Below are 22,558 nucleotides of genomic sequence, written 5' to 3' on the forward strand. Positions count from 1 at the left end.
TATATCCTTTCTATATCTATTCATCGGGAGTTAATTTTTCTGGCAATCAGGGAATCACTATAAGCTAAATTTATAAAGGGTGAAGTGCGATTAGTAAACTTAACCAATGAAAACTATAACTACACTGTTTAACGCAGAACGTAATCAACTACAGATAGAGATTGATAATATAACTAGTATTGAACAAATAGTTAAGCTCGTTCAAAATCGGCTTGATAATTTAGAAAGAATTTATATTAGCGAGCTAAATTTAACTCAAGTACGTTTAGCATCCTTTTTTGTGGAGATGCTACGACAGTCAGTCGGTAATTTGACTGTGGTTAATCAGTCTCTAGTTGAGTCACAAGAGCAAAAGCAAATTAGTATTTTAACTACAAATGTTTCCCCTAAAAGATTAATCCTAAAACTGCTTAAGGCGCTGATTTATGTCGGCATTTTAGGTTCTTTATTTTCCTTAACTAAAATTACCCTGAGTGCTTGGATGGGTATCTTGCTAACTTCATTGCTTCTCGGTTTAGAAGTTGTGTTGCAACTGGATAAAAGTAATGTTACCTCCACAGAATTGTTAGAGATACCCCAACCAGTGCTGCGAGTGGATAGCAAACTGCTTTTAGATAACTTCGCTGATGCGCTGAATACTATTGATATAGCAGTGGCTAGGTTTGTCGAAGGAAACAAATTAGAAGACGATCGCACTTTAGAAGAATTACCAGAGTTATTAAATTTCCTCCAAAAGCTGATGGGTGCGTCATTTCTCGAACAGCCGCAAATGGCGATCGCTTTAACAAAACTCCTCCCCCAAATTTTAATGTCTCAAGGAATTCGCGCTCAACTTTACCACCAGCAAGCACCGCAAAATGAGCGAGAATATTTCGACTTTGAACCCAGTATTGACCCAAATACCAAAGATTACGTTACCATCACACCTGCCTTGTTAAAAGGCGATCGCTTACTTCGGCGTGGTCGAGTGATTGAACCAGCGTACTCTGAGGTGAAAGAATAGCAGACAATAAAAGTATGAAAATTTCAGAAACAATTGGTTTTGATTTGGGACATGGTGAGACAGCCGTAGCCAAAGCGATAGTTGAAAGCATCGAACCGCCCCAAATGTTGGAAATTAATAATAAAAAAAATCAAATTACTGCTTTAGGTTGGCATCCCAAACTTGGTTATTTGGTAGGAGAACAAGCTTTAATTCAAGCTGGTGTTACTCAACTGACAATCTCATTCAAGCAAAAACCCAACCATGATGCCAATTACAGAAAAACAATATCAACTTTTCTCGCTACTTATTATCACAAACTGCAAGAAAGCAAACAAATAGAAGGCGGTGAAAGTAGTTATTTTTACATTGGTTGCCCTTCGGGATGGTCAGTGAGCGATCGCCAAGCATATCAAAAACTACTGCAAGAGGCTGGTATTCCCCACCTGAATGTCATCCCTGAATCCCGTGCGGCTTTTATGCAGGCCAAAGAAGCCGGAAAATTGGAGTATGAGAAACTCCTCGCATCAGTGCTAATTGTCGATATTGGCTCTTCCACTACAGATTTTACACTAGTAAAAAGCTTACATGAAATCCCCTTAGATTTCGGTAGTAATACTTTAGGTGCATCCTTAATAGACAAAGCGATTTTTGCCCGAACTCTGGCTAAACATGAGCAAAAAACCTTACTCGAAAAAGTATTTCAAGAATATCCTCATCACCAAGCCCGTTGTGAATTAGCCTGTCGCAAAGCCAAAGAAGATTATTTTTCTAACGAACAGCTATATAATGACCCGCAATCTTTCGCCCGTGGATTTGAGTCAATCAACGAACAGATTTATTTTATTCCCCAAGTCAACAAATTGATGATGGAGGAAATTCTGCACCAACCTTTACCCGAACTAGGAAATAAAAGTTGGCTTCAGGCTTTTCATGATGCTGTCAGCGAAGCCAAAGCCAAACTACAACAACTTGATACAGTCCCAAAATTAGTGCTGATGACTGGTGGTGCATCCCGAATGAAATTTACCCACCAAATTTGTCAGCAAATGTTTCCCGAACCAGAAAGCCAACTGCGCCCCGATCCCGAACCGGAACGCTGCATTGCGCTGGGTTTAGCGCGAGTCGGAAGATGGGATTTACGGGCGACGGCTTTTCAACAAGAAGTTAATCAACTATTAGATTCCCAAAAACTCAAACAATTAATTGAGAGACATATTCCAGATTTAATTGAATTGTTAACTCAACCATTAGCCGAAAATTTGATTGATCACGCCGTCAGACCAGGAGTAAAAGAATGGCAAAAAAATAAAATTCGCACTCTGGCTGATTTGGAAACATCAATGAGAAATCGCGCAGAAGAGTGGTTGAAAGGTAATATCGCCCAACAGATAATTAACAATCAATGTATTCTTTGGTTCAACAACAAAATTCAACCAGACTTAGCCGCAGAAACCGACCCAATTTGCCGCAAATTTCAAATACCCAGAAGTAGTTTAAGGTTTGAAGATAGCATTGAACCAGCTTTTGTTAACCCAGAATTACGAATTGGTGATGCAATTTTAGCTGATACTGTGGCGTTTATTGTGAATGTCGTCATTGGTGGCGGTACTGTAGCGAGTCTGATTACTCTCATTCTCACAGGACATTTGACTTGGCCGATCGCATTAGTCTACGGTGCGTCTGTGATGGCAGCAGGTATGGAACTTAATCGTAAAACCGTCCAAGAAACAATCAAGAAAAATTTCGATATCCCCAGTTGGATTCGTCCTAATTTAATGAACGATCAGAAAATTGCAGATATGTGCATTCAAATCAAACCAGAATTAGAAAACGTCTTTCGAGAACAATTAACTAATAATCAAGTAGCTTTTGAACAACTCACACAAAAAGTTGAACAAGGATTGCAAAAAGCCCTTTCTACGAAAGTTCAAGAGGCGATTATTTTAATTCAATAAGAAAGTAAAAATACGGAATGAATTTGTTTCACGCAGAGGAGCCAGTGCGTTGCGCGGGTTCCCCGCGTTGTAGCAACTGGCGTAGCGCAGAGGCGCGGAGAGGAGAAGGAGTTTAATTTTATTGCATTTTTTTAAGTAGGGCGTGCTGATTGATAGTTCAGCAATCAAATCGTATTACTATAGCGGTAGTCAGATATGTTGGGATAATTTGAAATCTTGAACGCTAGGAATAGTAAGACTTTTCCTCCTGCCTTCTGCCTCCTGCCTCCTGCCTTCTGCTAAATATCAAAGACTAGAATCTCTGTGATCAAAAGCATCTATGCCGAAACGCCTTCTAGTTGTTGAATCTCCTGGGAAAGTCAAAAAGCTCAGTCAGATTTTGGGTGCTGATTGGATTGTCCGAGCTAGTTGCGGTCACATCCGCGAACTCAGCGATACAGGCGAAGATTCGTTGGGTTTTGTCATTGATGATGATCATGTCAAATGCAACTATGTACCGCGTGACCAACGCTCTAAAGAAACTATCCAGCAGCTAAAGGCAGTTAGCAAGCAGGTTGATGAAGTTGTTCTCGCCACAGACCCAGATAGAGAAGGGGAAACAATTGCTTGGCATCTCAAAGAAGTGCTGGGATTACGGGAACCGAAACGAGTTATCTACAGTGAAATTACCGCCTCTGCGGTGCAAAGTGCGATCGCAAATCCTCGCAAACTCGATTCTAACTTGGTTGGTGCTGGACTTTGCCGCGATTGTCTCGATAAGCTTGTAGGCTACAAAGGTAGTCCCTTAGTTTGGGCGTTAAATAATGGTGCGAAGAGTGTCGGTCGAGTACAAAGTGCGACTTTGCACCTAATATGTCAGCGAGAACGAGAAATTGTCACCTTTGTACCCCAAGACTATTGGAGTGTGTGGGTAGACTACGCCGAAGGATTCCGGGCTTTTTATAAAGGCACAGCCAATTCTCCCACAGATGCGCCAGAATCAGAAACAGAAGCCCATGACGATGCAGCAGATAATAGCACAAAAGCGCCAGAGTCAAAACGGGTTCTTTCGGAAGCAGAAGCCATACGTTTAGTCGAAGAAGCTCGTCAGCATCCCCATCAAGTGATACAAGTTGAAGGTAAAACTGTATATCGTCAACCACCGCCACCATTTATTACTTCCACACTGCAACAAGCCGCCGGTTCCAAGCTAAAATTAGCCCCAGACAAAACAATGGTTTTAGCCCAAAAGCTGTATGAAGCTGGGTTAATTACATATATGCGGACAGATTCAGTAATGTTAAGCCCTGAATTCTGCACTGCGGCTCGTCAATGGTTGGAAGAACATGATCCGCAGAATGTACCACAGCAAGTTGCCAAACATCGCAGTGCGAAAACAGCCCAAGAAGCACATGAAGCGATTCGCCCTACCGATGTATTTCGTCCATCAGTCCAGCTACGGCAAGAATTACCTGCTGATGAATTTGACTTGTATGTGATGATTTGGAAAAGAGCGATCGCCTCTCAATGTCGGGCTGCTCAACTCCGCAAAACTCAGATTATCACTCAGTCGGGTTCTTTGTTGTGGCAAGCTAGAGGCCAAGTAATCGAATTTTACGGTTACGCTCGCTATTGGAATAACCTCAGCAAAGATAGTGTGTTAACTGTGGTGCAACAGGGACAAGCCTTAACTCTAGACAATGCTAATTCAGAGAAAAAACAGACTCAGCCGCCACCTCGTTACAGTGAACCGAAATTAGTCCAACTCATGGAGCGTAAAGGTATCGGTCGTCCGAGTACATTCGCGCCCACGGTTGCTACCCTCAAGAAACGAAGTTATGTGCAGTTAATCAAGGGAAATCTTCAACCCACAACGTTAGGGCTAGAAGTTGATGATTTTTTGCAGAAAGCTTTGCCAGATTTACTAGAAGCAGAGTTCACCGCCAAAATGGAAAGCGCCCTCGATGCGATCGCCGCAGGCAAACAAGGCTGGCAGCAATACTTAACAACTTGGAATAAAAATTACTTCGTTCCAGCCTTAGCAAAAGCCAAAACTGTTGTTATCATACCTTCAAATACGAAAACCTCAGTATCTGAAAGCAAATATGATACTTCTAAAACTCGCTGTCCTGAGTGTAATAATTTTCTCGCTAAAATTCCCAGCAGCAAAGTCAAGAAAAAATATTTCCTCAAATGCAACAGTGGCTGTGCAAATATAGTCCTATTTTGGAGTGACTTTAACAAATCTTGGCAACCACCACGCGCCCAAGAAACCAAGCCAGAAAATCGCTCCCAATCACCTGCGAAATTAAGCTCGTATCCCTGTCCAGTCTGCAAAAAACCTCTAGAAGAGTATAGCTATACCAAAGACGGACAGAGCAAAACCATGCTGCGTTGTTCTGCTGCGTCTCGTCAAGATAAAAAGCATAAAGATGTGGCTTATTTTAGTACAGCCAAAGGTTGGTGGAGTCCTAAATTTGGCGAGTTGAATTCAGAGAGAAAATAATTTGTCTGGTGGGGTGACAAAGCATCTGAAGAAAAGTCAGTAGAGGAGTGTGACCGTTTTTAGATCAAAAAAGATAGGTTAGGTATTATCAATAATAGTTATTAAATGATAATAATATCTACATTCTACAAAACATAATTGGCTTAATAATATAATATCTGCCACTATCCAGTAGTGGTCACTATCTTGTAATCTTATTTCTGACAGTGATGGTATCTTTCATCCAAAATACCACTCATATCCTTTCTTCCCTGGGAAATGTCGGCATTAAGAACCTAGTAATTGAACACTTTAGTACGCAGTCTTCCTTAGAGGTTGTTTGAAAAGTCCTTAGTGATGTATCAAATACTTTCATATCTCTCTAAGTCGCCCTTTTTAAGGGAGACTTAGGCAGGGTGGTTTCATACGAAAAAAGAAAAATCCATAAGTCCTGATTTCTCATTTTGTGGCAGAGATTATGACCCCTCTCCAAACCTATTTCCCACGAAGGGGAGAGGCTTTGAAATACAGTTATGTTTTTATCTGAATGTATGAAAATACCTTGCTTTTTAAGCGAAACTTAGGGGGATCAGTGAGTACCTAAAGTTACAACCAACCACTTTTCAAACATCCTCTTAATTAACATCAATCCCACTGTATCTACAGGTACAACGAGGTCTTATGATACATTCAAGTGGTACATTAGCAATCTTGCTGATGATATTTGTGATGCTTTTTTGGATTTATTTAGCGTTTAAATCCAGAAAATTATCAAGATATTCACGCCCTCTGACAATTTTCCTCATAGTTTCACTAGCGATCGCTAGTGGAGGTGTCGTATCGGCACAATTAACCCTAAACCCTGCTCCCTTAAATGCCATAACTAGTCTTCCACCAGCTACAGTGGGAGACCCTACCCCAACAAACCCACCACTCCTGACAGCAGTGGCTGAACCAAGTAATCTTGGAGACTTTGTTCGGGACAACACAGCCCTACTCCAGCTAGGAAAAGCCCTATTCTGGGATATGCAGGTTGGTAGTGACGGCATTCAGTCCTGTGCTAGTTGTCACTTTCATGCCGGAGCAGACAATAGATCAAAAAATCAAATCAGTCCTGGTCTTTTACTATCACTCAAAGATATAACTTTCCAGGTTGGTGGTAGTCCAAACTATCAACTCACAGCAGCAGATTTTCCATTCCACAAACTTGCAGATCCGAATAATCGAACCAGTACAGTTCTTTCTGATGTTAACGATGTCGCCTCTTCCCAAGGCGTATTTCATAGCGTTCTCGTAGCAACCGTCCCAGGTCAAGCAGTTGATAATGTTATATCTACGCCAGATCCAGACGGTTTTCAAATTAATGGTATCAATGTACGCCGAGTTGAACCACGTAATGCCCCAACAGTAATTGATGCCATCTTCAATAAAATCCAGTTTTGGGATGGTCGTGCCAAAGAAACTTTCAATGGGGTGAATGGAAATGGAGCAGCAGACCTGAATGCTAAAGTTTTCATAGCTTCAGGGCTAACCCAAATAACTCCAGTTTCCATTTCACTCAACAATTCCTCAATAGCTTCCCTAGTAACTGGCCCACCATTGAGTCCATTTGAGATGTCTGCTGATGGTCGTACTTTACCTGAAGTCGGTGCTAAGTTTCTGCGAAGAAGAGGTCAGAAGCTCAAAAGTCTTAGACCGTTAGGTAAACAAGTTGTACATCCGCAAGACAGTGTTTTAGGAGCTTTTAGTCGCTTCCCCAATAAAGGTCTGTCAATCGTAGCTTATGATCGGTTGATTATCAAAGCCTTTAAGCCGCAATGGTGGAGATCAAGGTCTCTCATTCAAGTTAATAGTGATGGAACAATCACAATCCTCCCCGAAGCTTTGGCTACAACTACTAGTTCTTTGACTAGTACTGATGAGGCTATCACTACTGATGAAGCTATCACTACTGATGCGTCTTTCAGTATTAACGCTTTGGCTACCACTGCTGATAGTGAAGAAAGAGTGACTTTACCTGCAAATCAGTTTACGCTCAGAGACTGGAATTTCTCCTTATTTGCTGGATTAGCAATGCAAAAGTATATGTCTACTCTTGTATCTAGCCAGACACCCTTTGATAAATTCCAGGCGGGAGATACCAATGCTCTCACCACTCAAGAAAAAAGCGGTCTAGCTTTGTTTGTTAATAGTACGGCTAATGGTGGTGCAAATTGTAACGTTTGCCATGCGATTCCCGAATTCACTATGGGTTCGGTAAGAAGAACCACAGGAATAGCTTCAACTGATTCCGGCAATCCACTGATTAATAATTTTGCTAATGGCTTCATTCCTAACTACGGTGTTAGACCAGCTTCCGAAGACCCAGGAGCCGGAAACTCTACTACATCAAGATTCAAAATCCCTGGTCTCCGTAACATCGCCTTGACAGCACCATATATGCACAACGGTGGTATGGCAACTCTAGAGCAAGTTGTTGACTTTTACAATCGTGGTCGAGGTGACGATGGGGGAGCAGGTGTAGCGCCATTGAACTTAAACTCACAGCAAAAAGCTGATTTGGTCACTTTTATGAGAACCGGACTGACTGATCAGCGAGTCCTTCTCGAAAAAGCACCCTTTGACCATCCACAATTGTTCATTCCCAATGGACATCCAGGTAATCAATTTTCAGTGACTTCCAGCGGTAATACTAATGGAACTCCTACTGCTACAGATCAGCTAGTGGAAGTACCTGCTGTTGGTAGTAATGGTATTACTACTCCCCGGCCAAATTTCTTAGATTAAGTAAGACTTTGGACTGGGTTTAATACCAGTTAACTTTTGGGCATTGCGGAATAGAGATAATTCTTGTAGGGTGGGCATTTTACCCGCCCTAGCAAGCTTTAATATCATAGGAATTACGCAAATACTCTCTACTCCCCATGTTTCTTAAAAATGAGTCAATATTGCAAACTACAATTTGTTTACCTGGCGTAGTACAATAGTGTCTTGTTGCTAATTTATGGTGTAAGTGATGACACCTTCATTTAAATACAAGACTCTTATTTCTTTTAAGAGTTCAAAAATTTTACGCCTCTACACCCAGTCTTAACAGATAATCTTTATGTTTAAGCCCTGTTAAAAAATGAATATTATTAGCAAATCTTGACAAGAATTCTAGAGTTAGACTAGGGAAAGCTACGAAAACATTAGTAATGCAGTTTGCTCCCTTTTTTCCTTTGATTTATCGGATTCTTCAACCGAGTTTTCCTGATTGTCTTTGGTGTGGCGATCGCAATTCTCAGGCGATCTCCCTAACTTTTGACGATGGACCTCATCCACAATACACTCACCAAGTGTTGCAAGTTTTAGACCGCTACAATATTAAAGCCAGTTTTTTTTGGTTGGGTGCTTGTGTCAACCGTTCACCAGAGGTTGCTAAAGCAGTCTGCGACAGCGGCCATTGGATTGGCTTACATGGTTACGATCATCGTTCTTTTCCTTTACTTACCCCCAATGAACTCAAGGAAAGTTTAGTAAAAACCCAAGCGGCTATCTACGATAGTTGTAACCTCCTACCTGAACAAGTACGCGATGTTCGGCCTCCCAATGGTTTATTTACACCAAAAACTTTAAATTTATTCCGTCAATGGAATTACCGTCCGGTCATGTGGAGTGTTGTACCAGAAGATTGGGTGAGGCCGGGAATTACTACTGTAGTCCAGCGAGTCAACCAACAAGTACAAAATGGTTCACTCATTGTCTTACATGATGGTGTGTGTGGCGGACAAGACGTAACTGCAACGATAGAAGTCTTGATTCCTCAATTAATACAACAAGGCTATAAGTTTGTCACAGTAGATAATTTATGGAAATACAATCAAACTAATTAAAATTGAATAATTGAAAATTACCGATAGATTATCTCTGTCCAAATACTTTTGAGAGATTATCTATCGGTTAGTCCAGGGAATTTACATAAGAGCTATGTTAGCTACTCGTAGCTTGACGCTTTTGAGTAACTTCACTTTCAGAATTGATAGTTGAGGCTGTGGCCTCAGTTCCCAATATCTGATGTATTTCGTTTATAGAACTTGGTTTCGCTACAGGTTCTTCTAATGGTTCACTCACATATTCTATTAGGTCTTCTACTTTGCAATCTAAGGCCTTGCAGAACCTAATGATTCTTTCAATGTGGTCTGTCCCAGTTCTGCCGCTTTCCCAGTTTTGAATAGTGCTTTCAGTTACGCCAACAAGACGTGACAGTTCAAGCTGGGTCAGCCCTGCTTTCTCACGAAGCAAAGCGATCCTCGGTTTTGGCTTTTGTTTCACAGCTACAGCACTTTTATCTTGATATATAGTGCTAGATCCTAGCACCAAAAAAAACCTGCGCCTAGAAAATCCCTAAAAAATCTTTATTTTGAACCATCTTCTTAAAAATTGGCACTAAAACAGGTAATCGTGTAGTAAATAATACATTATCATGCCACTCAACACGATCTCCCTAATGCTTTGGTTTATCAGCACCATTGACTAAATTCAAAGACATTTTTGTAACTGTCTTTCTAAATTGGCTCGCAACCACAAGTCACTAACTGACCAAACCCATAGCTGATTTGGTGCTTCTACAAAATCTTCCGGTTTGTGGGTAATGATTGCATCTAGTACTTGGTCGCCAACGCAAACGAACTCTACCGCAGATTCAAAATCTCTTAAGGGTAATGCGCGTGCTAGTTGCAAAATTTGCTGATCAACAATGCAAATGTGAATTTTTTCTCGCAACCAATCAATAACGATCTCCGCAATTTGACTGTTTTGCAAGCGACTTGTATAAGCGGCTATTTTTTGCCAACCAATATCTGTTAAATACAATTTGATTGATGGATGCACTCCATCGAGTAATTCTCTGACATCTTCTGTTAATTTGTGGCGATTTATCAAAGCATCTAAGATTAAATCGGCATCAACTAAAATCCTGAACACTTTCAACTCCCAATGATAGACTGAATAAATGCAGCTAATAAGTGGTAAGTAACCATTTAATATGTGCCTCTGACAATGAAGCGTAGTCAGCACTGAGTTTTTGTAGTTAACCCGCGATCGCTAAAATTGAGCATAAAAGTGATGCTAATGTAAACGAGCATTAGTCGTAGTAATGAGAATTTAAAATTACATCATCAAATACAAGGGAGTTAATGATTATTTCAGATTTGATGTGCCACTTTTTTTTGCAAAATATTAAGATAAGTGACTTATCTGTTATAAAACTATAAGATGAGAGAAAATTCCCATTTCACATCACAATTAATTTAAACTAGGTAAAAAACAAAAGTATGCTTTAACATCGCTCTGTTTAGTACTGACTATTAGCAAGAATGACGGCAGATGATTCTATGAGTTCCAGGTTGAAAATTTTTTTGCTATGTTGTTGTTACTTGTTTAAGGCTTGAGTAACAAGTAATACAATTGTCCATTGCTAACAGTAACACCAGCGCGATCGCCTGCTACTTTCCCAGTACCCAAAAAATAATCTACTCTACCTGCGCCTTTAATGGCTCCACCTGTATCTTGATCAAGCACATAACGGCTAACAATTTGATGTTCTATCTCGCCATTAGCCTTGACAAAAGGAAAAGGTGCGCGAATCAAAGCTAAAGCACCAGGAGGCATGAGAGACTTATCTGTAGCGATTGAACGTTCTGGTGTGAGTGCTACATTAATTGAACCTTGGGCTGGTGCGCCGTGGTTTTCTTGAAAAAACACAAAACTGGGATCACGGGGGATATATATATTTAATTCTGGGGGATGCTGTTGAAAATAGTTGAGGATAATGGGCATTGTCATCCCCTGTAAAGGCAATTTGCCATCATTGGCTAGTTCTCTGCCAATACTTTTATAGTTATAAGCTGTATTACCTGCGTAACCTATAGTTGTTTTAGTTCCATCAGTTAATTGTAGCCGTGCCGAACCTTGAATTTGCATCATATATGGTTCTAGGCGATCGCGGAACCAAAATAACTCTAATCCGCGTAATTTTCCTTGTGATCCTTGTAAACCATCAGCACCTTCTAATTCTAAGCGGGTAGGATGGGGCTGTGTCCAGGAGTTGATATCGGGAGGTAAGCGATAAACTGGATAGCGAAATTCGTCTGTGGGAGAGCGACTAGCCTGATAAAGTGGTTCATAATAGGCGGTAAATAAAACTGTGCCTTTTTGGTCTTTACCAACAGACTGGTAATAAACAAACTCGCGTTCGATGGCTTGATGTAATTCTGGAGCCGATTGAGATTTGAGCAGGAGTTCGCGGAATCGGTTTAAACTTTTAATGATGCGATCGCGGGTAATTCCCGTTACCGGATATTTTTGATAAGCTGCGATCGCTCGTGATGTTTGCAAATATTGTAAACTGCGGTCGATAGAAGTAATTAGAGCTTTTTTATCGGCTAATTCATCTAAACAAGAGAGATCATCTTGACAACAACCCACAGGCGATCGTTGAATCAGAACTGGCTGGGTGTTTTGAAAAGACTCTGGGATATCCCATTTCTTCACTCGACATCCTGGTGAACTCAGTTCTCGATATCCCAATGGCTGCATCCCCACCAGAAAACTCAACATAATGATTGGTAGGCTGAGGATAGTTTCTAATCTATATTTCATTGATGACAAAGTGCTGAGTATTCAATAATTTCCCTGTTTCTTTGTCCCAACGTCTAACTCCCCACCTACTCATTCATATTGCGGTAAGTTGCAACAGCCGAAGGCGAAATGCGGTTGAGGTAACGGAAGATCCAGTATTTAAAAATCGTATCTAAAATTACGGGAAATGTTGCAATAAACAAAAAGATAAAATCTCGATTAGCAGGTAAACCCCAATGACGAGATATGCCTTCTAAAATTACTTCCCAGCCGTGGGGAGAGTGAAATCCCACAAAGACATCGGTAAACAAAATAATAATAAATGCCTTGGCACTATCACTCAAGCCATAAACAAGATTATCAAAAAAATCTTTTAGTACTGAAATAGATTGCTTACTAACCAGCAGCAGCCAGACAAAAGCAACTACCGAGAAAATATCTGCGAAAACATTTTTAATCGCATTGGCACTTTCACCTCGAAATTCCTCAGCAATTTCCGCCGCTTTTTCTTTCAGTTTATCTTCTATTGCTTCTGCATTCCGCGTTGGTGTAATGCCAATCAAATTTTCAAATTTAAGCCTTTCTTCAAATTTTTGTAATTCTGCCAGAGCTTCTTCTTCCATTTCAAAATTGATGAAGACATTTGCTGTTTCATCTTGTCTAAAATTGCTAATTAATGGCCCAACAATCAAAGTTTTTGATAGTTGATGTGCTAAAAGAGGTACAATTATTAGTAATAATATAAATCTAATAGATATAATGGTTCTTCTTTGAGCCTGGCGAAAGCTTTTAACAACATCTTCCTCGGAATTAGGGTCTAATTCAACTTGCAAACGACTAATTGTACCTAAAATTGAGCGAGGCAATACACCTGTTGTGTCAGCTTTTCTGCGTGGTTTTATTTTTGGTTCTATATTTTTATTAGGGGATGCTGTTGTCAATGATGCAGGTAATTTTTGTGTAGTGACCTCATCAACTTTGACTCTTTGTGGTTGGGTAACTATTGCAGAATTAATCTCAATATCAGCTACGGTATATTTTGATATGACTTCATCAATAAATCTTAACTTTCCTAAAATTATTTCAGCACTGGGATATTCTATCCCGGTTTTTCGTGCTGCTTTTTGATTAGATTCGTTAGAAAACCAACGGCTGGCTCGAAATTCCGTCAAGCGCATCCGGGCAATTTTTAATTGTTTTTTTAGATCTAACTCAAAATAATCCATCATACTGCTGCTGTAGATGCTTGAATCAGCGTCTATCTTCCGTCCGTTGAAATGCTCATCTTCTATGGATTTAATTTGTAATGCGGCTTGATAAGCCTCATCAAGAGAACGCTGTGGCGTTAATAAGTACCAACGGTAAGCAGCTAGTAAGTAAGAGTAAATTTTTTGGGTAAAAACAAAATTGTTCATTTTAGGCAATTATCCAGCCTTTTTTAGTGATTCTTAACCCTAAGTTAACGCACAAGATATACTAACCAAATCTAGAAGGAGAAAGTTTGTGATTTCGCATTCTGTTTGGATTGTCGGCAATAGCCGGAGTGGTAAGACAACTCGTTTAGTAGAGCATTTTTGTCGTTGGCTGCAAATAGAAAATCATAACTTTGAATTATTTTATACTAAAAAAGGCGGAAAAAAATTAGACAATTCCATCTTCAAACCCTTAGTTTTAAAACAAACAGAACCGGGAATTTTGGTCTTAGCTGCTAATGACGACAATCGTCGAGAATTATCTGACAAAATTGTTACAAAAACTTTAGGAAAATATCCGATTCGTGCCAAAACTCCATTAGGTTTTCTTCAGGATGAAGTTATTTTATTTTGGCCTTTACTAATTGAGTTGTTACATCTCAAGGCACAATTTCCGGTAAGATTACGCCCAGAAACTGAACAGGAATTAGCAACAAAACTCTGGCGTGAGCAATTAGATGCAGAAATCTTGCGTCGGGCGGGAGTGAATGAGTATCGTTTAGTGCGACGGATTTTGGATTTATTGCAACTAGCTGCTTATAGTGGCACACCCTGTGGAGGAATAGCAGAGGTTTTGCAAAAAGGTTTAGAGGAAAATGGCATAAATCTAGAGCCGGAATTTCTGGCATCTTTGCTGCTAGATTGGCGTAACTGGTGTTTAGAGCGAGGCTTACTCACTTATGGGATTATAACTGAACTCTACTCTCAGCATTTGTTAAGCGATCGCCATTACCAAAAGCGTCTAACCCAAAGGTATCAAGCCATACTAGCTGATGATGTTGATGATTATCCAGCCGTAGCCCGTCAGTTATGTGAAACACTGTTAGAACGTGGCGCAGTTGGCGCTTTTACTTACAATCCTGATGGCGCTATCCGCTGGGGATTAGGCGCTGATCCTAACTATTTGGAAGGTTTAGCAAGGCATTGTCGCTTAGAAACTTTGTTTGCACCTGTAGAAGAATCCTTGGCAGAGCAACTAGCTACACCAATAGTAGAATTTATTACACAACCACTGGTAATGTTAGAGTTACCCGCAACAGTGCAGTCAATTCAGACGACCTCCCGTGCTGAACTACTGCGAACCACAGCCGAGGTCATTGGCAAAGCTATCAAATCAGGACGAATACAACCAGAAGAGATTGTCATCATAGCACCCGGTTTAGATGCGATCGCTCGTTATACTATCATCGAAATTCTCACCAAGCAAAACATCCCTGTTGAATCACTCAACGACCAACGCCCCTTAATTAGTTCACCAATGATTCGGGCATTGTTAACCATGCTGGCACTAGTTTATCCCGGTTTAGGACGCTTAGTAGACCGAGATGCAGTTGCTGAGATGTTAGTAGTGTTGAGTAGGAGGCAGGAGGCAGGAGGCAGGGGGCAGGAGGCAGAAGAAGTATTAAATACTCAGCACGCTGCTCAACTCTCGCTACCGCTAACAGTACTCAGCACTCACATCGACCCAGTACGTGCTGGTTTAATCGCTGATTATTGCTTTGTACCTCATCCTGACAGACCTAACTTATTACCTGTCACATCTTTTGAACGCTGGGATAGAATTGGCTATGCCGCAACCACAGCTTATACTCAGATATTACAGTGGATTGAAAAACAGCGATCGCAACAAGAACAGCGTTTGATTCCTAGCCCCATTTCTCTGTTGTATCTGGCAATTCAAGACTTTCTGTGTAAAGACAATAACCCCCCCTACGACCAAATGGCCGCATTGCGAGAACTGCTGGAAACTGCCCAACATTATTGGGAAATTGATACAAGGTTGAGGCAGGAGGCAGGAGGAATCGAATCTTTAACTCAGAACTTAGCACTAAGCACTCCCTTGGCTGAATTTATTCAACTGTTGCGGCGGGGTACGATTACTGCGAATCCTTACCCACTGCGTCCGATTGGCTTGTCAAGAAAAGCCGTCACCTTAGCAACTATTTTCCAATATCGTTCGAGCAGGCGATCGCACCGTTGGCATTTTTGGCTAGATGCGGGTTCACCATTATGGGCAAAAGGTGGTGCAGCTACTTTATTTGGTGCGCCGTTATTCTTGCGAGATAGATTAGGCGAAGCTTGGACAGCCGAAGATGAAAAAAACACAGAACAAGAAAGATTACGCAGAATTTTGACTGATTTACTCTCCCGTGCATCTGAGAAAGTTTATTTATGTCACAGCGATTTAGCCGTCAACGGACAAGAACAATTAGGGCCTTTGTTACCCTTGGTACATACTTGTATTTCTGTTGCTTCATAGTTAACTAGACTTGAATAGCTAACCTACTGGGCTTTACTGAAAATTTACGTATAAATACTGAATAATTCATGAAAAATTTACATAATACATTTTACCTCTTTAAGTAGAATATTAAACTTTTACTGAGTTTCAGTTTTTAAAATTCCCAAACTCTTCAATTTCAATCTGCCATTCTGTGACAGAGACAGCAGATATGAAGCGGGAGTAATGACTCAGTAAAATCACGTTAGTTTAGGAAATCATCCTGATGAGCATCTCCAAAGTTTTGAATAGGCTATCGATGACTGCCTTAAGTGCAGCTTTTGTAATTATAGGTACAGCTAATAACGCTCAAGCAGCTGGTCTTTTGCTAAATGGATTTGGTGGTAATGCGGGTTTTGGAGAATTAGCCCTTCCCAGGAATGATGATGGTTCATCAAACCAACTTAACCTCCCGTTTCAAATAAACTTTTTCGGGAACACTTTCAATAACTTCTTTGTTAACAACAATGGGAACCTCACCTTTAGAAGTCGGTTAGGTCAATTTACACCCAATCCTTTTCCTATTGCTAACCAACCAATCATCGCGCCATATTGGTCAGATGTTGATACTCGGTGTGCAACATGTGGTGAGGTTTATGTTGCTTCTCCTAATTCAGACACAGTTGTTGTTACTTGGAACAACGTTGGCTACTTCTCCAACAGATCTGATAAACTGAACAATTTTCAGACAGTTCTCCGCAATCGTAACGACACAGGTGCAGGTAACTTTGACATTGAATTTCGTTATGAAACCTTAGAGTGGACTACAGGAAATGCTAGTGGTGGTGTGAATGGTTTGGGTGGAATTCCAGCCCAAGCAGGCTTTGATGCAGGTGATAATGTTAATTTCTTTACTCTACCTGGCTCACGCACTGCTGAGGTTCTAAACATCCAAAATACAAGTAATCTTCCTGATCCTGTTCCAGGTATTTGGTCTTTTGCTGTCCGTAATGGTGTATTACCAGGAGCAACCCCAGATAATCCTTTATTGCCAGTGGTGATAGACGATGAGTTTAACTTTGACTTTAATATTGTTAATCCAACTCAACCAGTGTTCATCGATCCTCCAGTTGCAATTGGTTACGACTACATTGTAGATTCAGGGCCAAACATTGCTTCTGTGATTCTGCCCACTGGTATTGGGGATGACCTCTACGATTTGTTCACTTTTAACAGCACAGACAATGATTTTGTTGATTCTGGAATAGATATTGCTGGGGGTTTTGCCTTTAATTTTGGTGATGGCGGTGTAGATAGGTTCCGTATATTAGGTATTGAACCGAGTGCAGGGCTTGATCCTAATGACATTACGGCATTTGTTACTGGATTAACCTTTACCGATGCTGGTCGAGTGCAACTTCGTCAAATTGCAATTAGTCAAAATACTACACCTGCACCAGTACCAGAACCAGCCACTATCCTTGGTTCATTGATAGCCCTTGGATTTGGTAGAAAGTTATATAGAATGCGATCGCATTCTGCAAATAAAGGTGCATAAATAGGCAACATAGCAATCTATTTGATTTTTGAAAGTCAAGCGGCTCAGATCCCCAACTTTTGAAGGAAAGTTGGAGATTTTTTTGTTCGTGTTCTCTGTGTTTCAATAATTCATTAGAACTCTTGCACGAATAATTGAACAATCGCAATATATAATTTTCCGCGTTCTTCTTTGCATCTTTGCGCCTTTGCGTGAGCTTTTAAATAATATTCTCAGCAACACCAAAGTATTTATGCAAGAGGTCTATTTCTAACGGTATCAGCTTCTAGTCAAAGTGCGATCGCAGGGTTTTGCTGAATATCCGTAGCGATCGCCAGAATCGTTAGAATATTAACTACACTCAAAATGTATATCAAACTTTAGAGTTAGAACCTATGGTACTGTTTGGATTCGGTAAAAAAAAGCTGGCTCTCCCTACTGCTGAAGAAGCTTTACCAGGACGAGCAAAGGAAATGCCAGTCCCTGCTCATCACTATGTAAATAACAATCCCCTCAAACCACCTTTCCCCGCAGGTATGGAACAAGCAGTGTTTGGACTGGGCTGTTTTTGGGGTGCAGAACGTAAATTTTGGCAACTTCCAGGAGTTTATACCACTGCTGTTGGTTATGCGGCGGGAATTACACCCAATCCTACCTACGAAGAAGTATGTACAGGTATGACTGGTCATAATGAAGTGGTCTTAGTTGTATTTGACCCTCAAGTTATTAGTTACGCGCAAATACTCAAAGTCTTTTGGGAAAGCCACAACCCCACCCAAGGAATGCGCCAAGGTAACGACGCTGGTACACAATACCGTTCGGGAATTTACGTCTATTCTGAAAGTCAAAAACAGCAAGCTGAAGCGTCCCGCGAAGCTTACCAACAAGAATTAACCAAAGCGCGTTATGGCGAAATCACCACAGAAATATTAGATGCGCCAGCATTTTACTACGCCGAAGCTTATCATCAGCAATACCTCGCCAAAAACCCCAACGGCTATTGTGGTTTAGGTGGAACAAACGTTGCTTGTCCTATAGGTGTGTTTGAGGCAGAAGTGAAGTAATACCAATTGGCTCTATAGTTTGCGCTGGCGATCGCTTTATTCATTCACCAAGGCGATCGCTTTGGTGTATCGTGTAATATTTTGGGGTAAGTTCACCTACTAGGTCAACCTAGTTATCAATATAATCTTCCAATATGGGGCTGACTTTCACCTGTAAGGCTTTCAAGTTTTTATAATCAACTAACTTGTCATGGTGCAAACGCCCAAGAATAATACCTGGATGTCTATGATGAGTGTAAGCAAATTCTTCAATTGCTTGACGAGAGAAGTATTTTTTCACCCCGGAAACAAAAACTGTAAAGGCTTGAGGTTCTATCAACCAGTTGGCAGCTTTTTGATTGGCTTCTTTCTCCTTATCATTGTTTTCTAAAGCATCTAAGTTATCTAAATAAATTCCTTGATGCCCTAATACAATATGTGCTAACTCGTGCATAAGAGTAAACCAAAATGAGTCAATACGGTCATATCTCAATGTCAAGGCAATAATTGGTTTATCGTTCAAGTAATGGGCTGCGCCATCGAGATAGGTTTTTTTGAGATGAGGCACGATTACAAAATGTACACCTAAATCTGCTAGTAATTCAGGAATCTGCACAATAGTTTCTACTTGTTCAGAACAAGCAATAATTTCAGGTATAGCAGTTTCTAGTTGCTTGCGATCAAAATTAGCAACTGTTTGTTGTTTGGCTAGATACTCAACTCGTTTTACCCAAGCTATCCGAGATGTTTCCTCTGGTTCTCTATGCTCAGAGCAACGAAAGTTAACTGCTAACTGCGGTGTTTCATTTAAGGACGAAATTCCGAGATAATTACAGACTTGTTGTTCTAATTCATCAATGGAATCTGTTGCTTGAATCCATCTATTTTTGATTAGTTCGGAGATAGGAGCTATTGTATATAATCGACCTTTACGAGTTATATCTTGCTCCTTGTTTTCTTTTCCCGCTAGGTGAAGACGATATTTTGCTTCTAGGTTTGTCCAGAACTCAGGGGAAGTTCCCAAGGCTTGGGAGAGTTCGATAGCTGTTTCTGGGGTAATTTGCTTAGTTCCCCGGATAATTTCGTTAATGGTTTGAACTGGACGATCCATAATTTCGGCTAAATCTTTCTGTGTCCAGCCACGCGCTTCTAGTTCTCTACTTAAAATTTTTCCTGGTGTTGGTACTCTTGCTGGTGTTAGCTTCTGGCTCATACTGCTGTCTCCCCTGCTGCTCTGATTAGTGGTAATCTTCGATATCGATTATTGTGAGGTAATGTCCCTGTTCATCCTCATCCACTGTCACGATTAAACGCCACTGGTCATTTAAACGTAAGGAACGTTGTCCTTGTTTTCCTCGTTTCCCTTTGAGTTTCTCAAATCTCAAGCCTTTTAGAGCATATAACTCTCGCTCGTCTACAGCAGCATCAATAATTGTCATGACTTCAAAAAAGTCATCAACCACACCTGGGTATTTATGAGCATCTTTTTCTTCTGTGTAAAGTGCTTCGAGTTTCTTTGTCTTAAATTCAAAACGCAAAGCTCCCCCCAAGTTGAATGTAGCGGATGCTGCATTATACTACGCTTAAATTCAGCCTTGGGGTGAATCGCTGATATTTTAATTTTAAATCTTAATCGGATAAGAGTTTTAATCTATTTGTAAAGATTGTCAGATTATCTTGAAAGTTAGCGTAAACCTAATTTTGTCCAGGGTTTCGGCGTATTGCTTGAACCTCCTCATCCATCTAGATAGTACAAATATACTATACAAGAAACCGAAAGGCGAGTTATCCAACTTGTATCATTTCAAAATTCTAGTGCTATATATTTAGGACTTACGCTATGAGACGAAAAATCAAGTTTATAAGTTATACTACTATTCAACTTCTATGCAATTAAGATTCGTAGGCTGATAATGATAGAGTACAGATGACTTATGCAAATTCCTGAGAAATGGCAATAATTTGTTAACACTGACAAATTATTAATAATTTACAGCTATTAGCTTTTAGGCAGCTTAATTTAAAAAGCCCGTGACGAGGATTGAACTCGTGACCTCACCCTTACCAAGGGTGTGCTCTACCACTGAGCCACACGGGCGAAATTTAGTCAAATTCTAGATTTTGAATTTGACTAAACTCAAAATCTAAAATTGAAGGTGGGCCGGGCTGGATTTGAACCAGCGTAGGCGTAAACCAACGGATTTACAGTCCGTCTCCATTAACCACTCGGACACCGACCCGTATGTCCCACGATTCACAATCTTAGCAGCAAATTTCGGAAAGCGCAAGTCTCTTACAAAAAGAAGTGGAAAAGTTACCCAATTTTAGAGACGTTGTATGCAACGTCTCTAAAACTGCAACTTGAGATTAGCTCAAGAGTTCACCAGTTTCTTGCAAAGAGTGTAAGCGTTGATAAATACCTTCGTGGCGCAACAGTTCTTCGTGGCTACCAACTTCGACAATTTTGCCTTGTTCCAACACGACAATTTTGTCAGCTTCGCGGACTGTACTCAGACGGTGAGCAATTACAATTGTGGTACAAGTTCCCTGAAGCGATCGCATCGCCAATTGAATGGAACGTTCTGACTCATAATCTAAGCTGGAAGTAGCTTCATCAAAAATCAGTACGTCTGGTTTGACTAATAACGCCCTTGCAATTCCCAGGCGCTGTCTTTGTCCGCCAGATAGTCTGACTCCACGTTCCCCGACAACGGTGTAATAGCCTTGGGGTAGCATCTGTACTACCTCGTCAACTCTGGCAATCTTACAAGCTTCTTGCACTTCTTCTAAAGTAGCTTTTGGTCTACCGTAGGTGAGATTATCCAAAATTGTACCGTTAAAAACGTCTACTTCTTGGTGAACGATAGCTAATCTGCGTCTATACTTACCCACATCCAAAGTGCGAATATCATAGCCATCAATTAGAATTTGACCATCTTGAGGTTCAAAATACCGCAATAGCAGTTTTACTAAAGTTGATTTACCAGAACCAGAACGCCCAACTAAGGCGACTGTTTGATAAGGTTCAATCAATAAATTGATATCTTGCAAAACTGGACGGTTAGCAAGATACTCAAAACTCACCTGAGAAAATTCAACTTTGCCAGTAAATTTATAAGGTGATTCATCTGCATTTTCTACAAAAAGACTGGATGTATCAGAACCTGTTGGCTCTTCCAAAAATTCGTGAAACCGCAACATAGAAGAATAGCGTCGAGCAAAAACTTCTGCCACAGTGCTAATCGGCTCTAGTTCAGAATATGCCATACTCGAAAGTGTCAAGATCATCACAAATTGACCAAGAGAAATTCGACCATCTACTGTTGCTGCTAAAGTTAAACCTAAAATTGTAAATACACAAAACTGGATTACTGTTTTTTGCCAAGCTATCAGTTTTGTATAATTTTTGTGGATGCGGTAATCAACTACTGTTAGCTCCCGATTTAAACGTTGTTGTTGTCGTTTTAATTCCTTCGATTCTGTAGCAAATGCTTTCACCGTTTTAATGTTGGTGATGATTTCGGAAGTCCGACTTTCGGTATCTTCCATATATTTATCCAAGCGACCTTCGTGCCAAATTATTCGCCGTAATTCTTTCAAACTAAAGGCAAGGATAATTACAAAGGAAATCATGTATAAAATTGCAATTCGCCATTCAATCACTACAATAAATACAAAAATCCCTATCAAACGTAGTACTTTAGGAATTAACTGTCCGGCAATTTCTGGATATGTCCAAGTATGGTTAGAAACACCTCTAGCTACTCTGCCGGCAATTCGTCCGGGGTTATTTACATCATAAAATTCTAGGGGCAAAGAGAGGATTTTTTCTATAGCTAGTTGAGCTTTATCTCGGCGCGACCTCAAAGCAATATCCCAGTGAAACCACACCGTTAACCAAGGTTGTGTTGGCGCTCTCACTACGGTCGCTATAAAAATGAGACCTAGTAAAACCACTAAAGATAGTGTTTTACCAACTGGGTAATTGGTAACTTCAGAAATAGATGCGATCGCACTTTGTAAAGGTTTATCTAGCGGTTGGCTAGACAAAACATTTAATATTTGACCAATTGCATAGGGAACAACCAAATCAATAATTTCGTAAATGCTAGATGCAGTAATACTGAGAACACTAAGTTTCCAATGGGGACGATAATAATTGAGAATATCTCGAAATTTTGCCATGATCTATTCTCTCCAAGAGTGCGATCCTAAGCTTGGAACAATATACTACATAATGTAATACAAAATAGTCAAGAG

15 protein-coding genes and 2 tRNA genes are annotated in these 22,558 nt (G+C 40.4%); 8 read left to right on the forward strand and 9 right to left on the reverse strand.

Annotated elements, in window-relative coordinates; genetic code table 11:
- Positions 1-106: 106 nt before the first annotated feature.
- The 5 genes from NOS7107_RS18915 (at position 107) to NOS7107_RS18935 (ending at position 9,279) form a co-directional block, all read left to right on the forward strand.
- Entirely contained in the window at positions 107-1,003 is an 897-nt protein-coding gene (locus NOS7107_RS18915) for a hypothetical protein (protein WP_015114552.1), read from the forward strand.
- 14 nt (positions 1,004-1,017) lie between these two features.
- Positions 1,018-2,940: an Hsp70 family protein gene (locus tag NOS7107_RS18920; RefSeq protein ID WP_015114553.1), complete on the forward strand. Its 1,923-nt coding sequence runs from the start codon at positions 1,018-1,020 to the stop codon at positions 2,938-2,940.
- A 319-nt stretch (positions 2,941-3,259) separates the two neighbouring features.
- Positions 3,260-5,425 carry a type I DNA topoisomerase gene (gene topA / locus NOS7107_RS18925; protein ID WP_015114554.1) on the forward strand — a complete coding sequence of 722 codons (2,166 nt, stop codon included), beginning with the start codon at positions 3,260-3,262 and terminating at the stop codon, positions 5,423-5,425.
- A gap of 660 nt (positions 5,426-6,085) precedes the next feature.
- Complete coding sequence (locus NOS7107_RS27405; protein WP_015114555.1) at positions 6,086-8,191, forward strand: cytochrome-c peroxidase; 2,106 nt, start codon at positions 6,086-6,088, stop codon at positions 8,189-8,191.
- Positions 8,192-8,601: 410 nt separating this feature from the next.
- The gene (locus tag NOS7107_RS18935) at positions 8,602-9,279 is read left to right on the forward strand and encodes a polysaccharide deacetylase family protein (protein WP_015114556.1); all 678 of its coding nucleotides are present in this window, start codon (positions 8,602-8,604) and stop codon (positions 9,277-9,279) included.
- 97 nt (positions 9,280-9,376) lie between these two features.
- Here NOS7107_RS18935 and NOS7107_RS18940 read toward each other — a convergent pair whose 3' ends face one another.
- The 4 genes from NOS7107_RS18940 to NOS7107_RS18955 form a co-directional block, all read right to left on the reverse strand.
- Positions 9,377-9,718, reverse strand: a complete 342-nt coding sequence (locus NOS7107_RS18940) for a helix-turn-helix transcriptional regulator (RefSeq protein WP_044500975.1) — start codon at positions 9,716-9,718, stop codon at positions 9,377-9,379.
- A gap of 207 nt (positions 9,719-9,925) precedes the next feature.
- Positions 9,926-10,369 carry a hypothetical protein gene (locus NOS7107_RS18945; RefSeq protein WP_015114558.1) on the reverse strand — a complete coding sequence of 148 codons (444 nt, stop codon included), beginning with the start codon at positions 10,367-10,369 and terminating at the stop codon, positions 9,926-9,928.
- A 456-nt stretch (positions 10,370-10,825) separates the two neighbouring features.
- Positions 10,826-12,046, reverse strand: coding sequence for a murein transglycosylase A (locus NOS7107_RS18950; protein ID WP_015114559.1), 1,221 nt, complete (start codon positions 12,044-12,046; stop codon positions 10,826-10,828).
- A 65-nt stretch (positions 12,047-12,111) separates the two neighbouring features.
- Positions 12,112-13,449 (reverse strand): proton extrusion protein PcxA, encoded by a 1,338-nt coding sequence (locus NOS7107_RS18955; protein ID WP_172641465.1) that lies wholly within the window; start codon positions 13,447-13,449, stop codon positions 12,112-12,114.
- A 79-nt stretch (positions 13,450-13,528) separates the two neighbouring features.
- Between NOS7107_RS18955 and NOS7107_RS18960 the strand changes: the two genes are divergently transcribed.
- The 3 genes from NOS7107_RS18960 to msrA all read left to right on the forward strand — a co-directional run bounded on the left by NOS7107_RS18960 (position 13,529) and on the right by msrA (position 18,319).
- Complete coding sequence (locus NOS7107_RS18960; protein ID WP_015114561.1) at positions 13,529-15,757, forward strand: recombinase family protein; 2,229 nt, start codon at positions 13,529-13,531, stop codon at positions 15,755-15,757.
- Positions 15,758-16,004: 247 nt separating this feature from the next.
- Positions 16,005-17,276 carry a PEP-CTERM sorting domain-containing protein gene (locus NOS7107_RS18965; RefSeq protein WP_015114562.1) on the forward strand — a complete coding sequence of 424 codons (1,272 nt, stop codon included), beginning with the start codon at positions 16,005-16,007 and terminating at the stop codon, positions 17,274-17,276.
- Positions 17,277-17,650: 374 nt separating this feature from the next.
- Positions 17,651-18,319, forward strand: a complete 669-nt coding sequence (gene msrA / locus NOS7107_RS18970) for a peptide-methionine (S)-S-oxide reductase MsrA (protein WP_015114563.1) — start codon at positions 17,651-17,653, stop codon at positions 18,317-18,319.
- A 109-nt stretch (positions 18,320-18,428) separates the two neighbouring features.
- Here msrA and NOS7107_RS18975 read toward each other — a convergent pair whose 3' ends face one another.
- From NOS7107_RS18975 to NOS7107_RS18995, 5 genes are all read right to left on the reverse strand, one after another.
- Positions 18,429-19,511, reverse strand: a complete 1,083-nt coding sequence (locus NOS7107_RS18975; RefSeq protein ID WP_015114564.1) for a HigA family addiction module antitoxin — start codon at positions 19,509-19,511, stop codon at positions 18,429-18,431.
- 25 nt (positions 19,512-19,536) lie between these two features.
- A complete protein-coding gene (locus NOS7107_RS18980; RefSeq protein ID WP_044500979.1) occupies positions 19,537-19,836 on the reverse strand; it encodes a type II toxin-antitoxin system RelE/ParE family toxin in 300 nt (99 codons plus the stop codon).
- Between the two features lie 488 nt (positions 19,837-20,324).
- A tRNA-Thr gene (locus NOS7107_RS18985) sits at positions 20,325-20,396 on the reverse strand.
- Positions 20,397-20,455: 59 nt separating this feature from the next.
- Positions 20,456-20,538 (reverse strand) — tRNA-Tyr (locus NOS7107_RS18990).
- A 127-nt stretch (positions 20,539-20,665) separates the two neighbouring features.
- The gene (locus NOS7107_RS18995) at positions 20,666-22,483 is read right to left on the reverse strand and encodes an ABC transporter ATP-binding protein (protein ID WP_015114566.1); all 1,818 of its coding nucleotides are present in this window, start codon (positions 22,481-22,483) and stop codon (positions 20,666-20,668) included.
- Positions 22,484-22,558 lie beyond the last annotated feature (75 nt).

The sequence above is a fragment of the Nostoc sp. PCC 7107 genome, from assembly GCF_000316625.1.
GTDB lineage: Bacteria > Cyanobacteriota > Cyanobacteriia > Cyanobacteriales > Nostocaceae > Nostoc_B.